15 protein-coding genes are annotated in these 18,079 nt (G+C 50.5%); 4 read left to right on the forward strand and 11 right to left on the reverse strand.

What is annotated here, in order from left to right:
• Positions 1-30: 30 nt before the first annotated feature.
• From KMZ15_RS06990 to KMZ15_RS07005, 4 genes are all read right to left on the reverse strand, one after another.
• The gene (locus KMZ15_RS06990) at positions 31-1,668 is read right to left on the reverse strand and encodes a phenylalanine aminomutase (D-beta-phenylalanine forming) (RefSeq protein ID WP_223692011.1); all 1,638 of its coding nucleotides are present in this window, start codon (positions 1,666-1,668) and stop codon (positions 31-33) included.
• 884 nt (positions 1,669-2,552) lie between these two features.
• On the reverse strand, positions 2,553-3,560 hold the full coding sequence (locus KMZ15_RS06995; protein ID WP_223692014.1) for a S49 family peptidase: 1,008 nt from the start codon (positions 3,558-3,560) through the stop codon (positions 2,553-2,555).
• 135 nt (positions 3,561-3,695) lie between these two features.
• The gene (locus KMZ15_RS07000) at positions 3,696-4,202 is read right to left on the reverse strand and encodes a CCDC90 family protein (protein ID WP_223692017.1); all 507 of its coding nucleotides are present in this window, start codon (positions 4,200-4,202) and stop codon (positions 3,696-3,698) included.
• A 46-nt stretch (positions 4,203-4,248) separates the two neighbouring features.
• The gene (locus KMZ15_RS07005) at positions 4,249-5,280 is read right to left on the reverse strand and encodes an RluA family pseudouridine synthase (RefSeq protein ID WP_223692019.1); all 1,032 of its coding nucleotides are present in this window, start codon (positions 5,278-5,280) and stop codon (positions 4,249-4,251) included.
• Between the two features lie 488 nt (positions 5,281-5,768).
• Here KMZ15_RS07005 and KMZ15_RS07010 point away from each other — a divergent pair, with 488 nt between their 5' ends.
• The 3 genes from KMZ15_RS07010 to KMZ15_RS07020 all read left to right on the forward strand — a co-directional run bounded on the left by KMZ15_RS07010 (position 5,769) and on the right by KMZ15_RS07020 (position 11,046).
• The gene (locus tag KMZ15_RS07010; RefSeq protein WP_223692021.1) at positions 5,769-8,636 is read left to right on the forward strand and encodes an Rne/Rng family ribonuclease; all 2,868 of its coding nucleotides are present in this window, start codon (positions 5,769-5,771) and stop codon (positions 8,634-8,636) included.
• 123 nt (positions 8,637-8,759) lie between these two features.
• Positions 8,760-9,971, forward strand: a complete 1,212-nt coding sequence (locus KMZ15_RS07015; protein ID WP_223694769.1) for a DUF2863 family protein — start codon at positions 8,760-8,762, stop codon at positions 9,969-9,971.
• A 190-nt stretch (positions 9,972-10,161) separates the two neighbouring features.
• The gene (locus KMZ15_RS07020; protein ID WP_223692024.1) at positions 10,162-11,046 is read left to right on the forward strand and encodes a response regulator transcription factor; all 885 of its coding nucleotides are present in this window, start codon (positions 10,162-10,164) and stop codon (positions 11,044-11,046) included.
• Between the two features lie 25 nt (positions 11,047-11,071).
• Here the strand turns inward: KMZ15_RS07020 and KMZ15_RS07025 are convergent, their stop codons facing one another.
• Positions 11,072-12,901 carry an aminopeptidase P family protein gene (locus KMZ15_RS07025; RefSeq protein ID WP_223692027.1) on the reverse strand — a complete coding sequence of 610 codons (1,830 nt, stop codon included), beginning with the start codon at positions 12,899-12,901 and terminating at the stop codon, positions 11,072-11,074.
• A gap of 128 nt (positions 12,902-13,029) precedes the next feature.
• Between KMZ15_RS07025 and hemA the strand changes: the two genes are divergently transcribed.
• Positions 13,030-14,334, forward strand: coding sequence for a glutamyl-tRNA reductase (gene hemA / locus KMZ15_RS07030; protein ID WP_223692029.1), 1,305 nt, complete (start codon positions 13,030-13,032; stop codon positions 14,332-14,334).
• Between the two features lie 125 nt (positions 14,335-14,459).
• Here the strand turns inward: hemA and KMZ15_RS07035 are convergent, their stop codons facing one another.
• The 6 genes from KMZ15_RS07035 to raiA form a co-directional block, all read right to left on the reverse strand.
• The gene (locus KMZ15_RS07035) at positions 14,460-14,813 is read right to left on the reverse strand and encodes a c-type cytochrome (RefSeq protein WP_223692032.1); all 354 of its coding nucleotides are present in this window, start codon (positions 14,811-14,813) and stop codon (positions 14,460-14,462) included.
• 62 nt (positions 14,814-14,875) lie between these two features.
• On the reverse strand, positions 14,876-15,205 hold the full coding sequence (locus KMZ15_RS07040; protein WP_223692034.1) for a cytochrome c: 330 nt from the start codon (positions 15,203-15,205) through the stop codon (positions 14,876-14,878).
• 95 nt (positions 15,206-15,300) lie between these two features.
• Positions 15,301-16,170, reverse strand: coding sequence for an RNase adapter RapZ (rapZ, locus tag KMZ15_RS07045; RefSeq protein ID WP_223694771.1), 870 nt, complete (start codon positions 16,168-16,170; stop codon positions 15,301-15,303).
• Between the two features lie 13 nt (positions 16,171-16,183).
• Positions 16,184-17,131: an HPr(Ser) kinase/phosphatase gene (gene hprK, locus KMZ15_RS07050; protein WP_223692036.1), complete on the reverse strand. Its 948-nt coding sequence runs from the start codon at positions 17,129-17,131 to the stop codon at positions 16,184-16,186.
• Positions 17,128-17,604 carry a PTS sugar transporter subunit IIA gene (locus tag KMZ15_RS07055; RefSeq protein WP_223692038.1) on the reverse strand — a complete coding sequence of 159 codons (477 nt, stop codon included), beginning with the start codon at positions 17,602-17,604 and terminating at the stop codon, positions 17,128-17,130. The genes hprK and KMZ15_RS07055 overlap by 4 nt, the downstream gene beginning before the upstream one ends.
• Complete coding sequence (raiA, locus tag KMZ15_RS07060; RefSeq protein ID WP_223692040.1) at positions 17,601-17,933, reverse strand: ribosome-associated translation inhibitor RaiA; 333 nt, start codon at positions 17,931-17,933, stop codon at positions 17,601-17,603. Before raiA ends, KMZ15_RS07055 begins: the two co-directional genes overlap by 4 nt.
• Between the last annotated feature and the right edge of the window lie 146 nt (positions 17,934-18,079).

Genomic DNA, 18,079 nt, shown 5'->3' on the forward strand with positions numbered 1-18,079 from the left:
TTTCACTTTTATACGGTGGCTGAACTGAAATTAATGGAATTCGGGAGTCAGCGTACACCCTACCTTATTAAAGCCCTGGGACACGTTCACTCTCTCGGTCGGCACTGAAAGTTGAATCATCCCACCCCGGATAAAGCTGGCAATATTTTCCAGATATGGAGTGAGCGGCTTATCCTGATCAAAGAACGGTACAAAACGTCGCACAGCATTGTAGAGCGTAGTCGTGTGGGTCCCGAGTTTATCCGCACCACGAATGTCGGCGGCTTGACATCCGCACAGAAGTTCAAAGCTTATGACATAAACCGCATTGTCAAAGATTTCTCGGGCACGCCGAGCCGCTACAAGACCAAGCGAGACAATATCTTGAAAGTCAGCCGTGGAAGGTAGCGACTGAATGGAAAGTGGCACACACAGAGACCGATTTTCCGAGGTGAGGGATGCACTCATGAATTGACCTCCCATTAATCCCAAGCGAATTCCCTGCTCGCTAGCACAGAGAAAGGGCGGCAAACCATTACTATTATTGCTGTCCATGAATCGATCAATACGTCGGTCTGATAAATTACTCAATGTCGTTAAAGCAAGAGACAAATGGTCCATCGCCATGGCGATGTATTGGCCATGGAAATGACCATTATGATAAGCATCACCATGTTTCGGGATAATCAGTGGATTATCGCTACTAGAATTTAACTCATTTTCCACGACACGCTTAACATACTCGACGGAATCCCTGATTGGCCCAAGAATCTGTGGTGTGCAGCGCAAAGAATAGGCATCTTCAATTTGGTCCTCTGCACTATCGACCACATCATCAGAAAGCTTTGACCGAAGCTCTTTTGAAACACTATCTTCATCACTGAGCATGGTACTGTCTGCAAGTAGATTATAGATATTCGTTGCGGATGCCATCTGGCCTGGATGTGGCTTTTCTGCGTGTACCAACGGTGAAAATGCTTTGCGTTTTCCTTTTAACGTCTCCAGCGTTAAGGCCGTAATCGATTCATACGATTCAATAATTTTTTCTGTATCGTTTATCGTCAGACAGGCGAGCCCAGTCATGGCTGAAGTACCATTGATCAATGCCAGACCTTCTTTATAACTAAGTTTTAGGGGTTCGATCCCTGCCGCTTTGAGTGCGTCTGACGCGGCCATGACTTCACCACGATACCGGACCTGCCATTTTCCAGTTAATGCCAATGCAATTGCGGCAAGCGGCCCCAAATCACCGCTTGTGCCGAGAGAACCCTTCTGCGGTATGCAAGGACATATGCCATGATTAAATATCGCGACAAATTTTTTCATATTATCCAGCGAGATCGCAGATACGCCACGGGCGAGCGAGTTGATGCGCGCCAACATCGCCGCGCGGACTATAGGATCGTCGAAATATGAGCCGACGTTTGTTGCAACTGCCGCGATGAGATTGTCTTGCATGTGTGCAGCATGCTTTTCTGGGATGAGATATTTGACGAAGCCTCCCATGCTTGTATTCACGCCATAAATTACTTTTCCTTGTGCCAGGAGATCGTCTAATAACTGACGTGACTTCACAATGGCTTCACACGCACCTTCACTCAGCTTGATCTTAATATCAAAATCATAGGCTACTCTAGCAATGTCCGCAGCCTTCATCGATTCGCCGGAAATTTCAAAAATATTACTCATTTAATGTCTCCTTTAATTAGAATAGTTAAGATAGGTTGCTGGATTGACGCAAGCAGACATGAGCACCTAGAGCAAAAGTTAAAGGGGCGCTCTATGCTGATGAGCCGTACAACAGACATCAATACGACAGGCGAAAAATATGAATTAGAAAGATCTCAATCGTATTCCCAGTTTTATTCAGACTGTGAACAGTTCCGCTTTCTTTAGACAACGTAAAGTAGGCGCGGCAGTACTTAGCCGATTTAAAAATATGCTGGTTTTCTTGATCCATCGTGCAATTACCTTTCTTCTTGTTTCGGGTGGGCTCTCAACCCTGCACGTATTCATTTAGGCGACGATACTCAGCCTGCACAGATACTCCTTCCCTGCACTTGCCAAGCAACATTCTCCACCTATCTCCACGCTCGACTTTTACGACTGAGAGCAGCCCCTAGTTATATTAAAGAGGTCAGACAACAGTACTTTTTTTACTTTGAAGCTAATTTTCAGACGACTATAGCAAAGGACTTAAAGTTTAACAAGACGAAACTTCAGCTTTGTCAACCCAAAATAGATGGAATGGAAGGCTCCCTCTCTACGGGGAAATATGATATGGGGAAATATGAAAGCCGTTAAGACTAAATCGAGGTAAGTGTAATGGACAGCTTAAAGCTCAGGGGAATTAAAGAGCGCTCCAGGACCGAACGGCATCAATGTGTCGGAGTGGAAATGCTACTTACCACTAGAGAAACGGAGCGCTCAAATGAATGCTACTACATACGGGTTGGATATTGCAAAACGTTGTCCCGCTTTGCAGCATATAGATTGTTTGTTTTTTAAGCGTTATACATAACGTGTCCCCATCTACATACTACGACACGGCTGTTGTCCCCTACGCATAGCTATTAATGCCACTGCACCTGCTCTTGAACGATCAACGCGCGCACGGCCGAGGCTCCTGCTGACAGCCCAAATTTGCGGGCGAACCGGTCGAACACCCCTTCTTTCACCGTGTAATCAACCAATTTTTCCGCTTTTAAGACGTCACGGGCAACCGAGCGCGTATCGCCCAAACCATCTACCAGCCCAAGCTCAATGCTGCGTTGACCGGTCCACACTAGACCCGAGAAAATTTCTGGTATTTCCTTTAAGCGCTTACCGCGGCCCTGGCGGACTACATCAATAAACTGCTGATGAACCTCATTCAGCAAGCTTTGCATGTATTTCTTTTGCGCGTTGTCTGCTGGTAAAAAAGGATCGTTCAGCGCTTTGTTACGGCCAGCGGTTAACAACCGGCGCTCAACGCCGAGCTTATTCATTAAGTTGGTAAAGCCAAAACTATCCATGCGCACCCCGATTGAGCCAACAATACTTGCCTTATCAACGAAGATTTTGTCAGCCGCAACAGCAATGTAATACGCACCCGATGCGCAGATATCATCAACCACAACATAGAGTGGCTTATGCGGATAGCGAGCCCGTAGCCGGCGGATTTCGTCATTGACCATGCCGGCTTGGACTGGACTACCCCCTGGGCTATTCATTTGCAACACCACGCCCGCTGCTTGTTCAGCGGAAAATGCCCGCTCGAGCGCAGCATTCAGGTTGGCTGCATTGCTTTGCTTATCCGCCGCAATTTCGCCTTCAAGCGTAACCAGCGCCGTATGCTTGCCCCCCGCCCCGCCAGCTTTGCCGCTTGAAACAGAAACGGTGCGCCATGACATGACGACAAAAATAATTAAAAATGCTAAGCGGAAAAATATCTTCCAGCGCCGTGCCGCCCGTTGTTCATGCACGGCAGCCAGCACAGTTTTTTCGAGTAACTCGCGTTCCCAGGGTAGCGCCACTGGCGCTGCCGTGTCAGTTCCTACCTTGCCAGAACTAGAATTGGTAATCGAATTATCGTCAGACATGGTAAAAATGATCGGTTGCAGTTAAAGATAAGCTACGATAGCACACAACCTCACAGAATTAAAAAACTATCATCTAAAACCCTGCTGTTACCTAAAGTAGGCTCGTTTGAGCGAACTCTTTATCAATGGCCGAAACTATAAAATTTTTATGAGGGTTACCGTCGCACTGACAACAATACCGGCCACACTTGCTAGCATTATCCCCATCTTAACGAGTAAGCTCATTTCAAGTTTTTCGAGCTTGATGTCAAAGCGCTGCTCCATGCTCACCATATCTTTACGGACGTCTTGAATTTCGTGTCGCACATCTTGGATTTCATGTCGCACATCCTTAATTTCAGCTTTGACTTCATCGCGCAGTTCATTTATGTCGGCTTTGACTTCATCGCGCAGTTCATTTATTTCACTACGAACCTCTTTAATTTCATGCCGCAACTCTTCTTTAACTGCCTGCAAATCTTCTTTAGTCGGCAGCTCTTGCAAATTGACCGCAAATATCTCCGACAAAACTTCCGCTTCAGCCTCGGCTTGAGCACTCGGAACACCTGCTTCTTTTAAGCGTTTAGAAAATTTTAAAGTATCAAATATAACCATAGCCATCACAAGTCTCCTGAGCCCTTTCAAATCCAACACATGCGCCATTTTTACCTCACACACCGTCTTAACTGGTTAAATTATCAACCAAAATTTAAAGGGGTGCAAGTGATTTTTTGTCGCTCATGTGTTTTTTTTGCGGCGGGCTCAATTGCGCAAGAAAGCGCTCGCACTCTTTCGGCAAAGGCGCTTCGAGCGCCAGCACGGCGCCGCTGACGGGGTGCACAAAACTAACCTTATACGCATGCAAAAACATCCGTTTAAGCCCGGGCTTAGCTCCCGCGCGGGCGAGCTGGCGATTCAATGCAAAGTCGCCATATTTGTCATCCCCCACAATCGGCGCGGCTAAATGAGCCAGATGCACACGGATCTGATGCGTACGCCCGGTTTTTAACTCGGCTTCTAGCAATGCATACCCGGCAAAACGCTGAATCAAATTAAATACCGTATGAGCCAATTGACCTTGTTCGTGGATGCACACCCGCCGCTCACCTTCAGGCGTCAGAAATTTATGCAACCGTTCTTTTACAATTTGCCGCGGCGCCTGCCAATCAGCGTGGACACAGGCTAAATAACGTTTATCAACTTTATTGTCGCGTAATTGAGCATGCAATGCAGTCAATGCCGAACGTTTTTTAGCCAATAACAAAATACCCGATGTTTCGCGATCAAGTCGATGCACCAATTCGAGAAATTTGAGTTTGGAGTAGGTCTGCCGTAATTGTTCGATGACCCCGAAGGCAATGCCACTGCCACCATGTACCGCCACTCCGGCTGGCTTGTTAATGACCAGGAGACAATCGTCCTCGTACAGCACTGGAAAGTTCGCCACAGGCGCGGTGCTGCCTAAGCGCTGAGTCCCCTCATTATCTTTGTGCGCGATACGCATCGGTGGTAAGCGTATAATATCCCCTATTGCCAATCGATACGCGGTATCTACCCGGCCTTTATTGACTCGCACTTCACCGCTGCGCACAATGCGGTAAATATGGCTTTTGGGTACGCCCTTGCAGATGCGCAGCAGAAAATTGTCGATGCGTTGTCCAGCAGAAGCATCGTCAATTGTGAGCAGTTTGACCGAGTCGGATAATGGGCGCTGCACAGATATTTTGCCTAAGTTATTCATTCTGCATATAATTTGCCTTCAGCAAGTCCGCGTAGAGAGTGAATGTGCCCTCTACCCGTAGATTGCACCCGGCATGAGCATTCAACAGCCCGCCATTTTACTTGGATAACCGGAGGCTGTCGCTTATTTAAGCCGGGCAATATGTTGCACGCACGGATTTTATTTTAGCAAGAACACCCTTATAGGCAAGTTCAGCTAAGAAAAAGTACCGAAAGGCAACGAAGATTTGGTTGAAAAGAATTTTTATTGATTAGCCTTTAGCTTAGCTAGTCAATTGCGAAAATCGATACGACGCTTGGCGCGGAACAGATAAAAACTCAGCGCCAGCGAATTCGCATACGCCCTTACGCCGCTCAAAATAAGAGCCGCCAGGAAGGCAATTCTTTACCAAATCTTCGGCCCTAGCGTGTTTTTAGACACTAAAAGTGCAGCGTGCCATGCTTTGCCACCTAGCGCAAAAATTGGCCCAGCTGCTCCGGAGCCGTTCCATGAAACGCATACTTTTTAACGCCACGCAACGAGAAGAACTCCGTGTGGCCATCGTCGTTGGACAAAAGCTCATCGATATTGATATTGAAACGATTGGCCAAGAACAACGCAAAGGCAATATTTATAAAGGGGTGGTCACTCGGATTGAACCTTCGCTCGAGGCTTGCTTTGTCAACTACGGCGAAGAACGCCACGGCTTTTTACCCTTTAAAGAAGTCGCGCGCCAGTACATGAAAGAAGGGATCGATATGCGCTCGGCGCGGATCCAAGATGTACTGCGTGAGGGGCAAGAACTGATCGTTCAGGTCGAGAAAGAAGAGCGCGGCAATAAAGGCGCCGCTCTGACAACCTTTATTTCGCTTGCCGGCCGTTATTTGGTGCTCATGCCAAATAACCCACGTGGCGGTGGCGTCTCACGTCGCATTGAAGGCGATGAACGCCAAGAGTTACGCGACATCATGGCGCAACTGCAACTGCCAGATGGCATGAGTATGATCGCCCGCACGGCAGGCATTGGCCGTAATATCGAAGAATTGCAATGGGATCTCAATTATCTGATGCAATTGTGGCGCGCCATTGAGGAGGCGGCCAACGGCATGCAAGGCCCGCTCCTGATTTATCTTGAATCCAGCTTAGTGATCCGGGCAATCCGCGACTACTTCCAGCCAGATATTGGCGAAATCTTGATTGATACGGCAGAGATTGAAGAACAGGCACGCGCCTTCATGGGCATCGTAATGCCCGACAATCTGCATAAGGTCAAGCGTTACCACGACGATGTCCCGCTTTTTTCCCGCTTTCAGATCGAGCACCAAATTGAGACGGCTTATGCACGTACCGTCTCTTTACCTTCTGGCGGCGCGGTCGTCATCGACCATACTGAAGCATTGGTTTCAATTGACGTCAATTCCGCCCGCTCAACGAAAGGTGCTGACATTGAAGAAACGGCGCTGCGCACCAACTTGGAGGCCGCGGATGAGGTTGCACGTCAACTTAGACTACGAGACCTAGGCGGATTGATCGTTATCGATTTTATCGATATGGAGTCAACCAAAAATCAGCGTGAAGTCGAGCAGCGCCTAAAAGACGCGCTAAAACATGATCGGGCACGCGTGCAGATGAGCAAGATCTCGCGCTTTGGGCTGATGGAACTCTCCCGCCAGCGACTACGCCCGGCCTTGTCTGAAGGCAGCCACGTCACATGTCCGCGCTGTAATGGTACTGGCCATATTCGTAATGCTGAATCTTCAGCGTTGCAGATATTGCGTATCATCCAAGAAGAAGCCATGAAAGAAAACACCGCGGCCATTCATTGCCAGGTGCCAGTCGAAGTAGCGGCCTTCTTGCTCAATGAAAAACGGCAGGAAATCAACAAAATTGAAAGCCGCTTTAAAGTTGGGATCATTTTAATCCCTAACAAATATCTCGAAACTCCGCACTATAAGCTAGAAAGATTGCGTCACGACGACCCTCAGATGGATGAGGTGCATGTCAGCCACCGGATGGCCGAAAAAGCAGCTCTTGAGATGGAAATGGAAATGGGCTACAGCAAGCGCACTGAAGAGACCCGCCCTAAACAGGAGGCAGCCGTTAAGGGGATTTCGCCTGAGCGGCCTGCGCCACGCAGCAAACCCGGCCGTACAGCTGGGGCACACGCACTAGAGATAAAAGACACGGGTTTATTCAATTGGTTTAAGCGCTGGTTTAGTTCTGCATCAGCAGACTTGCCAGCTGCCACCGACAAACCCACAGCGCAACAAACACGCACCGCAACTGCTGCCGCTGAGAGCGCTGCGAATCAAGGTAGCGGACACGAACGTAATCAAAGCGGCCGCTCGCGCCGCGGTAGCAACTCTAACCGTACCGGCGAGCATAGCAGTGGCCGTACGCCGCGTAGCAGTTCACGTACTGCGCAAGCGGAAACTCCCGACTCTACAGCTACAGCCCAGGAGCATAGCGAACGTCAAGAGCGCGGTGGACGCCAAGAACGTGGTGAGCGTCAAGAACGTGGCGAACGTCCAGAGCGCGGTGAGCGTCAAGAACGTGGTGAACGTCAAGAACGTGGTGAACGTGGTGAACGTCAAGAACGCGGCGAACGTCAAGAGGACGGTGAACGTCAAGAACGCGGCAGACGTCAAGAACGGACCGGACGCCAGGATCCTAAACGAGCACAAACCGCTGCTACCGCTAATCAGGCTGTCGGCTCGCCCCCACTTGATGCGCCAACAGACCGTTCCCAAGCAAATAGTACTCATGAATTTGCCGAATCCTCAACGGCACAGCCAAGTCACACGCCGGCGTTCGTTCCACACACTACGGTGGCCCCCGAAGGCGAAGAACGCCGTCGCCGCCGGCGTGGGCGTCGCGGTGGGCGCCGTGAACGCGATGACACACATGTTCGCACCTCAGATGCAGGCTCTACTGAAGTTGCCGGCGCCGTGTCCGTGGAGCAAGCGACAGACTATGCGCCCTCCTCGCAGACTCAACCGCAGCAATCTGTGCAACCACAGTTAGAGAGTACGCAGTCAAGCAATCAATCGAGTAGGCCTGCCGCCGCCCCATTACCTGAAATCGCCGTGGCTTCTAGTCAACCGGCTTTTAAGGATGCTAATCCGGTGCAAGCTATCAGCCGCCCTGCTGCAGCTAGGCCCGCGCCTGAGGTGGTGTCAACCTCGAAAATGCTTGAGTCCACAGGCCTTGTCCTAGTCAATACAGATAGCAACAAACTGCGTAGCGCCGATGAAGCAAGCGCCTCAACCACTAAGTCCCGGCATGTCGGGCGCGAACGTAAGCGCTTGCCGTCAACAGACGCAGCCCCAATACAACAAGTTGAGACCTCAAAAACGTCAGATACAAGTCAGGAATGAGAGGGTTGAAATAAGTAGTGAAACCCAGCCTAGTGCACAATACGGCTAGGCTGGGTTTTTTGCATTCTTATAATTCCTCATAAAAACGCATAAAATACTTAAACTTGTGTTTAAAAATTTTCCATACGCTCGCAAATGACCAAACGCCTTTCTCCGGATGCCGAAAAACTCGTCGGCTTATGCCTTGCATCTTATGCGTCAGGCAGCCGCACTGAAGACCTTTTTTGGGAAGCTCAAACCGATATCCTCTTGTCAAAAATTCTGCGTAATGGGAATCAAGTTATCCTCGATACCGTGCTTGATCATCTGCAGCAGAATCATCCAGGTGCGTACGGTGTTTTAGCCGATATTGCCGATGCCCACAGCGAATCGTTCACGCTCTCTCACGAGAATCACAACTGGGACGCCGTGCTCATCGCGGCGCCCGTGCTAGCCTGGACGCGCTACACGATACCCTCTGGCCCGCTCAAACCCGATGCAGTCAATGCGCTCCATACTCATTTGCAAGCCCATGTACTAGCCAGTGGTGCCCGGCTAGCCATGGCCCCTTATTTATACAGTATCGATCAGCTGCCACAGCAACATATTGAGACCTATCGACTTACCCAACAGTTGGCTCAAGCCGCGATTGACCAGCGCCCAGTTCAACTGCAACCTAATCTCCGAGAGTTGCCGGAAACTTCTGCAGTCCTTGCGGACCCCCGCTTTCTATTAGCGGTTGCCGTTGCCCCCAAGACTCATGCCCTCTTTCGCTGGCAAGAAGAAGAAAACGGCATCCGCATCGAGCGTCATGATTGTCTTAAGCAGTGGGCCGTCCAAGGGGGGGCGAATTTCACACAGATATTACCTGGTTGTGAATTAGAATGCCTCTTGCCTGATGCTTACCATTCAGCCTGCCGCAATGCAGACGAGCAAATTCGGCCGCACACTTTGCGCACCGCGATACGCTATCTGAACGATGCCCTCGCGCCCAATGCCAACGGGCTGCGCGCCGTTATCGCGGGCTTTGGCGAACACCGCGTTGATGAATACCGCATTGGTTTTACCCAGCGAGGCGATAATACTGTGCTGTATGGTATTGTCTGGCCGCTTTACGGTCACGAAGATATTGCTGCGCTGGCGGCCGAACAAGATGAAACGGCGAATAGCCCACTTGAAGATATTGTCGCGCTCTTAAAAGCTGCGAATATCCTTGATATCCGCCGCCATGCGGGCCGCTTTGAACCCGAGTACTGCGAAGATTGTAATGGCCCGCTTTATGCCAACCCGCTTGGCGAAATCGTTCATGCAGAAATGCCTGCAGATATTGAACCCGCGCAACCACATTTTCATTAAATTTTTAGGCGTCGCCCACGGCTGGCCGCGATACAAAATTATGCCTTTTGGATAGGAGGCAAACATCCAGAAAATTTGTCAAGATACGCCCTAGGTTGCAATCTATCGATTGCAACCGTCTTGACACTTGAAAACCGGGCTTTTACAGCACAATCACCGTTAGCAATATTAAATTGGAGGGGGCATTCCAATGAAATTCTTTGTTTTAAACGACCAACCCGAACGGCGCGAGGGCCTCAAAGCACTGCTGCGTCAAATTGATCGCCGCGCTAACTTTTCCGAAGCAAAAGACTGGCGACAGGCAAGTCATCGATTAAAACGCGATTTACATGATTTATTTGTGATTGATTGGCAACTGCGTTGGATGCGAGTGGCTGATTTATTATGTTTATTACGCGAGCATCCAGCGCTACCCGTGGCGATTTTAACAGACGACACCACGCGTGCCACGGTCAATGCACTACTGCATGTGGGGGTGCTCGGGATCATTCCACGTAGTCTGAATCCACACCTGATTTTACGAATCTTTGAACTGGTTCTGCTAGGCGGACATTACGTCCCCGTATGCGCGTTGAACCCTACTTTATCCAGCGCCTTCCGAGTACCTGCTAGCTGCAGCGAGTTGCCAGCTGCACCTAAACCTCTACCGCGCAATACGCCGGTAAAGCTTTCGCCGCGCCAGCATCAAATTATGCGTCTGTTAATTATGGGTAATACCAATAAAGTGATTGCGCGGGCTCTCAATATCAGCGAAGGCACCGTCAAAATTCATTTAACTAGCATCTTTAAAATGCTAGGGGCCGCCAATCGAGCAGCAGCTGTAGCCATTTATAATGGCTGGCAATTCCAGACCCTAGAGGTGCTGCACAATACTGCGCAGACGATCAAGCCTAATGCTATCCACGATCTACGCTCACCGATTCCACTGAGGCAGTCTAAGCTAGCCCCAGCCGCGACATCAGAAAATGGGCCGGCGCTACTGATTGCAGCGCAAACAACCACCCCTTACAATGCGCTAGAGACGCAATCCGTCTCACCACAAAACGCGCCGACCCTGGCTCATGACAACGAGTGAAATCAACCCTGTGCGCGTACCCATTTTAGGAACCGCCATTTAACTCAAGCGGGCAGGTGCGCGCCTTTAGCCATTCTCGTGCAGCCCCGCTAACATGAGGCGCAAGCCGTGCATGCACCATTCTATGGTAGTCATTAAGCCAAGTTATGTCGCTAGCATTTAATAGGCTTGGCTCAATACAGCGTGTGTCAATCGGACATAACGTCAGGGTTTCAAATTCGAGGAATTCGCCAAATTCAGTAGGTGGCGCAGAGCGTGTTAACACCAGGTTTTCAATCCGTATGCCCCATTGCTCTGGCCGATAAATCCCCGGCTCAATTGAGGTGATCATGCCGGCTTCCATGGCGGTAGTAGGCTCAGCGGCCGCATAATGGGAAATAGCGTGCGGGCCTTCATGCACATTCAAAAAATACCCCACGCCATGGCCAGTACCGTGTCCATAGTCCACCCCTGCCGCCCAAATCGGCGCGCGCGCCAGCGCATCTAACATGGGCGCGCGAATAAAACGGGGAAAACGTGCGGCAGACAGCGCAATCATGCCTTTTAAGACGAGCGTAAAATCGTGCTTTTGCGCGGCGCTCGGGATGCCCACAGGCACCACGCGCGTAATATCGGTGGTTCCCCCCCAATACTGTCCGCCTGAATCGATCAACAATAGTCCTTGCCCCGCGATGGTGGCATGTGCCGCCGTTGACGCGCAATAATGCGGCATCGCTCCATTCGCGTTAAAACCTGCAATCGTACTAAAACTGAGGGTCACAAAACCCGGCCGGCGCGCACGCGCAGCACTCAGTTGCTCGTCAATGGTTAACTCGGTAATCTCCTCATGACCGAGCGCTTGCTCAAACCAGGCAAAAAATTCACACAAAGCAGCGCCATCTTGCTCCATCGTCGCACGAATATGCGCCACCTCAAGCTCGCTCTTACGAGATTTAAGTAAGGTGGATGGATTAATCGTTTCGATCAAGCTCACCTGAGCCGGAACATATTTGAGCATCTGATAATTGCTCCGGCGCGGATCGGCCAGTAACTTTGCACCAGTTGGCAGGCACGCCAATGCTGCGGCAGCCTGCTCATACGGCGCCAGAGTTACGCCATCGGCGAGCAGGGCGCGCTTGAGTGCCGCCGGCACTTTGCCGGCGGCAATAAATAAGGTTGCAGAACTTGGACCGATCAGGGCATAGGCTACAAACACCGGGTTATAGCTCACATCAGCCCCCCGCAGATTAAAAATCCACGCGATGTCATCAAGGGTTGATAGCCAATGCCAATCCGCTCCCTGCGCACGGCTTTGGGTCCGTACGCAGGCCAGTTTAGCCGTGCGCGTCATTGAGATATATGGCGCCGGATGCTCAAACACCTCTGCTGTCGGTAAGGCTGGACGATCTCGCCAAATCTCAGCGAATAGATCAAGGTCTGTGCGTAACGTAATCTTGCGAGCACTCAGTGCGCTCTGCAACGTCGACGCGGCCAAGACGCTGAGTACCAAGCCATCGACACCCACCACGCCGCCCGCTGGCACCTGCGTGGCGAGCCAAGCAAAATGCGCGTGTGCTTGACCTGGGACGATTTTCATTAAGGTGATGCCACTTCCTGCGAGTTGCGTATCGGCTTGACTCCAGTAACGGCTATCCACCCATAAACCAGCGAAGTCTGCAGTCACGACTAAAGTACCCGCCGAGCCTGTAAAACCGGATAACCATGCGCGGCTTTGCCAGTGCATTGGCGGATATTCCGAAAGATGCGGATCAGCCGATGGCACCAGATAGGCATCAAGGCCTGCCCGCTGCATCACGGCGCGCAATTGCGCAATCCGCTCAACCACAGGGGTGGTGGCTTGCTTGGTTAAATTCATTAAAATTAGCTCCTGTTTGACACACGCTCGATGAATCAATAAAAAGAATACTGCAGACGAAGAACATAAACATCAAGCAAAAGTTAGAAAAAGTTATAATTGCGTTATTCTTTTTAAAATACTTTCTAATGCAACTGCTTGCCATTGGGGTTAATCATCACACGGCGCCTATCGCCTTGCGCGAGCGGCTGGCTTTTTCGGTTGAGCAGATCAAGCCGGCACTGCAGATGCTGAAATCCGCATGGCTTAAGCGCGAGCATGCGCAAATTAAGCATGGCGTCTCGCCCTCACTGCTGGAAGCGACGCTCCTCTCGACGTGCAATCGCACCGAAATTTACTGCGTCACACATGGCCAGACGGCACGTGAGCACGCCATTTCTTGGCTGGCAGAATATCATCAATTTCCGGCTGACAAACTCGCTTCTCATATTTACACCTTGCCGCAATCCGAGGCAGTCCGCCATGCATTTAGAGTTGCCTCAGGGCTTGATTCGATGGTGTTGGGCGAAACTCAGATTCTTGGGCAATTAAAAGAGGCAGTGCGCACCGCCGCTGAGGCCGGGGTGCTTGGCACTTATTTAAATCAGTTATTCCAGCGCACCTTCGCCGTGGCTAAAGAAGTTCGCGGCCAGACCGAAATTGGTGCTCACTCCATCTCCATGGCGGCGGCTGCAGTGCGGCTTGCGCAGCGCATTTTTGAAGATATCGCCAACCAACGTGTACTGTTCATCGGCGCAGGTGAAATGATCGAGCTCTGCGCCACCCACTTCGCCGCTCATAAGCCGCGTACGCTGGTGATCGCGAATCGCACTCCCGAGCGTGGCAAAAAATTGGCCAACCGCTTAAACGGCCAAGCGATCACTCTGTCAGAACTGCCTGCTCGGTTGCATGAATTTGACATCATTGTCTCTTGCACGGCCAGCACCCTGCCGATTATTGGCCTCGGCGCAGTCGAGAGTGCGTTGCGGGCGCGGCGGCGGCGGCCCATCTTTATGGTTGACCTGGCGGTACCACGCGATATTGAACCTGAAGTGATGAAACTACAGGATGTCTTTTTATATACCGTTGACGACCTCGGCGCGATCGTGCGCGAAGGCCATGACTTACGACAAGCTGCCGTCACCCAAGCAGAAGCGATTATTGAAAGCCGGGTGCAGCATTTTATGCAATGGTTAGAAGCGCGTAGTGTCGTACCCGTGATTCGCGCGCTACAAAACCAAGCCGACACCTTCAAGCGCATTGAACTCGAACGCGCGCAAAAAATGCTGGCGCGCGGCAGCGACCCCGCTACCGTACTTGCCGCACTCGCTCAAGCCCTGACGAATAAATTCATGCACGGCCCAATGCAAGCGTTAAATCAGGCGCAAGGCGATAAACGCGAGCAGATTACCGAACTGCTGACGCAGTTAATTAAGCAAACCAAGGCCGAGTGACGGGCCTTGAGGCGACTTGCGCACACCTATAACTTGCTCACTATATATACGCTAGCAGATTCAGCTCTGCTTGCTTTAGATTCAATTCTACTTGCTTTAGATTCAACTCTACTTGATCTGCTCAATCATTTCTGCAAGATCAAATCGCTAGGCAACGCTTGCAAATAGGCCGCAATATCGTGCAAATCCCGCTGAGATAGGCCCTGCATTTGCGCAATCATAATTGGATTATTGCGCCCAAAAAGCGGATTATTGCTGCCGACTTGATATGAGCGCATCGCAAAATAGGCATAGTCAGCATGCTGACCGGCAAGCTTAGGGTATTCAGGAGTGATCGGATGATTCATGCTCAGGCCATGACAAGCGGCGCAATTGTTACGTTCTACTAACAGCTTGCCATTGGCAATATCGGCAGCATCCGCGCGCACGCTCAGGTGCATTGCACCGATTGCCGCCAGCGCCAACAAAAACTTTTTCATCGTTCTTATCCCGTGTACTTTAAAAGGCACCAAAATTATTTATTTGGATGGTTTGGGCTCAATCACTTTTGCGCCGCATAATACTCAGCAATGTCAGCGATATCCTGGTCACTCAGTGAAGCCGCAATCGCATACATGGTTGAATATTTACGGTCGCCATTCTTGTAACCGTGAAGCGCCATTTCAATGTATTTCGCATTCTGTCCACCGAGTATCGGCACCCGATAGACTTCAGGAAAAGCCGTGCGATAGCCGGCAATCCCGTGACAGCCAATACACATTGCCACTTTGTTTTGGCCAGCCTTTGCATTGCCGGTTATTTCGGTCGCAACGGCGCTGGCTGTGGCGGAGGAAAGCAGCACCAACGCAGCCATGGTAAGAGTTTTTTTCATAGGGCCCCAAGCGCAAACTAAAAACCGGGCTATTGTAGCTTGCTTGGCACTTAACCGTCCATATACAGACGCCCGGCATACCTTAACAGCGACAGCTAGCCATCGAGCGCGTCTATTTCTCGATGTCGCACCAAGACCTCCGCTTCACCCAGCAAACGCTGACCCAAAACTTGCGCAATATGGACCGAGCGATGCTGACCGCCGGTACAGCCCACCGCCACGGTTAGATAACTGCGATGATCAGCACGAAAGCGCGGTAGCCAGGTCAGTAGAAAACGCTCAATGTCATCAATAAACATTTGGACCTCAGGCAGCGCGTCCAAAAAATCAGCTACCGGCCGGTCTAGGCCCGTCAATAGACGGAGGCGCTCGTCATAATAGGGGTTGGGTAGCGCGCGCGCGTCAAACACAAAGTCGGCATCAAGCGGCAGGCCCCGTTTAAAGCCAAAGGATTCAAACATTAGCGTCATGCCCACATGCTCATGCTCGATAAATTGCCTGACCCAAGCGCGCAGGGTATGCGCTCGCAGGTTACTGGTGTCAATCTGATGACCAAACGAAGTCAGGCTAGAAACCAACTCGCGTTCAGACTCTATGGCATCCGCCAACGAAGTTTGTCCACGAGCGGTATGGTCACTTGAATTTAACGAGAGTGGATGACGCCGCCGAGTTTCCGAAAAACGCTGAATCAGCGCTTGTGTGCTGGCATTTAAAAACAACACATGGACTTCGTGGCGGCCCTGCAAGACATCGACGATAGCGGGCAACTCGGCCAAAGAACTGCCAGAACGCGCATCGATCGCCACCGCGAGTTGCGTATAGCCATCGCGAGCTAAAAAATCGCTTAACTCCAATAGAAAACGGGGCGGTAAATTATCCACACAATAATATCCCGCGTCTTCCAGCGCATTTAGCGCCACCGACTTACCAGAGCCAGAAATGCCCGTAATCAGAATAATCCGCATAGCAGAAAGCCGCCTATCGGTTTTCATTCATCGCCGCTCGTTGCTGCTCCATAAAATCCTGCAATGTATTAATCCCGCGCAACTGCAAAATTGTATTACGCACAGCAGCTTCAACCAGTACTGCCAAGTTCCGGCCTGCCGCGACTTGCAAAGTCACTTGGTTAATCGGCAACCCTAAAACATCTATCGCCTGCTTTTCCAGCGGCAGTCGCTGAAACTCTCCATCGGGCCGGCGCACCAGCCGGACCGCGAGCTTTAGCTTCATTTTGCGGCGCACTGCTGTTTCACCAAAAATGGTCTTGATGTCGAGCAGACCCAATCCTCGCACTTCAAGCAAATTTTGCAACAGTGGAGGGCAGCGCCCTTCGATAAAGTCTAAACCCAAACGCGTGAAATCCACCGCATCATCTGCGACCAAACCATGGCCGCGGCTAATTAACTCTAGCCCAAGTTCGCTTTTGCCTAAGCCTGAGTCACCGGTGAGTAGTACCCCCATACCAAGGATGTCGAGAAACACGCCATGCATCGTGATAGAGGGCGCTAGAATACGTGACATATAAAGTCGCAGGCTATCAATCACCGCCGCCGCAGATATCGGCGTTGTAAACAGCGGCGTAGATGAGCGTGTGCAGCGCAGCACCAAATCATCCGAGGCGTCAATGCCCCCCGCCACGACCAGAAACGGCGGCACCAAGGCAATTAATTCAGCCATTTGGCGCTGGCGCTCTTCATCGGATTGACGCGTGTAATACAACATCTCCGCTTCACCTAGTACTTGAATCCTATTTGGATGAATCAAGTTAAGGTGACCCACTAAATCCGCGCTTGACGTTGCATGAGCTACGGTTTCGCTTGAGAAACCACGTTCCCAGCCTTCATGGCCGGCGAGCCAACTCAGTTTAAGCGAGGCTGCGTTATCATCGAAAATACTTTGCGCATTAATGCCGTCTGACGAGTTCATAGAGTGAGCGGATCGCTATCAGGCGTCCATTGAGTCAGAAAATGACGAATAGCTACTCTATCTTGCTCATGAGTCAAGGTGGCGCGAGCTTTTTGATCAGAGAGCAACTGCGCAATCTCAGACAGAATATCAAGATGGTGCTGAGTCGCTTGTTCAGGCACCAGTAAAAAAATCAAGAGCGCTACCGGCAACTCATCCGGTGCTTCAAATGGAATCGGCTCAGCGAGTCGAATAAAAGCGGCTAGTGGGTGCTTAAGCCCTGCGATACGCCCATGTGGAATAGCCACCCCCTGGCCCAAGCCGGTCGAGCCTAGCTGCTCGCGGGCAAATAAATTATCGGTAACCACGCTGCGCGCGATCCCATGATGATTTTCAAAAATTAAACCGGCTTGCTCAAATACCCGCTTTTTGCTGGTTACAGCCAAATTCAAAACAACATTTTCAAGTGGTAATAGTTTGCTAAGGCGGTTCATTCTATCTGGTGTTTAATGGCTTCATGATGATGATTTTGTATCTTTCCTTTATAGCGAATCACTTGACGGTCAAGTTTATCGATCAGCAAATCGATCGCCGTATAAAGATCGCCCTCTGTGGTTTCAGCAAAAATATCTTTACCCTTTAGTCGCAGTTTAATTTCTGCTTTTTGGCGTTTATTTTTATCTTTATGATTATCGAGCGCTAACACCACCGCGCCATCAATCACATGATCAAAATGACGTGTCACTCTTTCCAATTTATTGACCACGTATTCACGTAATGCAGGCGTAACGTCAAGGTGGTGTCCACTGATTTGCAGATCCATAAAACCTCCGTGTTGAAAATTTAATGCAGTTCAATACTGTTGGCTTACTTAACTCCAGCGTATCAGCAATTTTGGATAAAACCAAGAACTGTATTACAATTTCACCCAATACGGACAAATTTCATCTGAAAACGTTACAGAGATCT

It is taken from the genome of Mycoavidus sp. HKI (assembly GCF_020023735.2).
In the GTDB taxonomy this organism is placed as follows: Bacteria; Pseudomonadota; Gammaproteobacteria; order Burkholderiales; family Burkholderiaceae; genus Mycoavidus.